The sequence below is a fragment of the Nonomuraea sp. NPDC003201 genome (genome assembly GCF_053590415.1).
In genome coordinates, this window is record NZ_JBSFTC010000718.1 from 1 (window position 1) to 1,610 (window position 1,610).

2 protein-coding genes are annotated in these 1,610 nt (G+C 74.5%); one reads left to right on the forward strand and one right to left on the reverse strand.

The window, feature by feature from the left end; translation table 11 throughout:
• Window positions 1-548: LacI family DNA-binding transcriptional regulator (locus tag ACWDX9_RS63080; RefSeq protein ID WP_449973412.1), on the reverse strand; the 548-nt coding region annotated here is incomplete at its 3' end.
• Between the two features lie 113 nt (window positions 549-661).
• On the opposite strand from ACWDX9_RS63080, the gene ACWDX9_RS63085 reads away from it, so the two are divergent.
• The coding region (locus ACWDX9_RS63085; protein ID WP_449973413.1) for a TetR/AcrR family transcriptional regulator at window positions 662-1,610 on the forward strand (949 nt) is incomplete at its 3' end.

Consider the following 1,610-nt stretch of genomic DNA (forward strand, 5'->3'; position numbering starts at 1 on the left):
GCGTGCCCCAGGCCGAGCAGGTGCTCCGTAGCCTGCCTGCCCGCCTCCACGCCGGACGGGCCGGCGACCACCACGCGCGGCCCGTCGAGCCCGGGGATCGGCCGGAAGCTCAGCACGGGCACGTCGGCATCGATGCGCAGGTCCTGGTCCCCGTCGATCGGGTCGGAGATCACGACGGCGTCCACTCCCTGGGCCAGCAGCGACTCGACCGCGCTCGTGATGCCGGCGCCCTCGCCCGCGTAGGCGACCGCGAACGCGTACCCGATCTGTCTGGCCTGCCGCTCCAGGGCGACGAGCAGGGATGCCGGGCCGTAGAGCGAGCTGCCGATCGAGGCGACCCCGATGCGGTGGAAGCGGCCCAGGTGAAGCGCCCTGGCCGCGGTGTTGCGGCGGTAGCCGAGCTCGCGCGCCGCGGCCAGCACCCGCTCGCGGACCTCCTCGGTGACGTACGGCTCGCCGTTGAGCACCCGCGAGACCGTCTTCTGCGACACGCCCGCGAGGGCGGCGACGTCGGTGCTGCTCGGGGGTCTTCGCCTGGCGTCGGACACGTGCGGCTCCTGGGTTATGACTACGTAGTCAGATTCGCCCGAGGGACGCGGAATGTCAAGAGCGGGCTATCATTCAGATGTTGTGAACATTTGAATGTTGGGAGTGTGGCTCGATGGTCAGGCTGACCCGGGCGCAGCAGCAGGAACGCACCCGAGCGGCCGTGCTGGCGGCGGCGAGGGAGGAGTTCGCCGAGCGCGGATACGCCGAGGCCAAGGTCGACCGGATCGCTGAACGGGCCGAGCTGACCCGCGGCGCGGTCTACTCGAACTTCCCGAGCAAGCGCGCCCTCTACCTGGCGGTCCTGGTCGGCTCGATCGGGCCCGCGGCGGCCGAGGAGGGCCCGGCGCCGTCCGGCGTGGCCGAGGCACTGGGCGCGTTCGCCCGCGTGTGGCTCGAACGGCTGCCCCTGACCGGCGACACGTCCGCCGGGGGCAGGCTGCAGTCGCGCTCGCTGGCCGGGGTGTTCGACGACGAACCCGGCCGCGCCACGCTGGGACAGCTCGCCAGGCTGGAGGCGCTGCTGCTCGCCCTCGCGCTGGAGCCGCGCGCGCCGGGCCACGCACGGCGGGTGCGGCTGGCCGAGCTGGTCCTGACGCTGCTGAGCGGAGCCGCTCACCTGGCCGGGACGGCGCCCGGCTTCGGCGACCCCTTCGACGTGGCCCGCGCCTGCCGGCACCTGGCCGGCCTCGACCTCGCCGACACGTGGGACCCGCCCCACCTGCCCTACATCACCCCCGCGCGAGCCGTCCGGGACACCTGGGAACCGCCCGCGGAGCTACCGGACGAGCTCACCGGCCGCCGGACGGGGTTCGACGCCGACGGCGTGATCGCCGTCCTGGGGACCGGCCGGCTGGAGGCGGCCGAGGAGGCCGTCCGCGCCGCCCGTCCGGAGGATCGCGTCACCGTCGCCGTGGTGACCGGCGATCCCGCCGAACTGGGGCGGCTCGTACGGCTCAGGATCGGCGACCTCGCCGGCAGCCTGCGCCGGGTGTTCGGCCCGGATCCCCGGCCGGGCCTGCACCTCGTCCTCGACGAGCACGCCGCCGTCGCCTCGGCCGCCG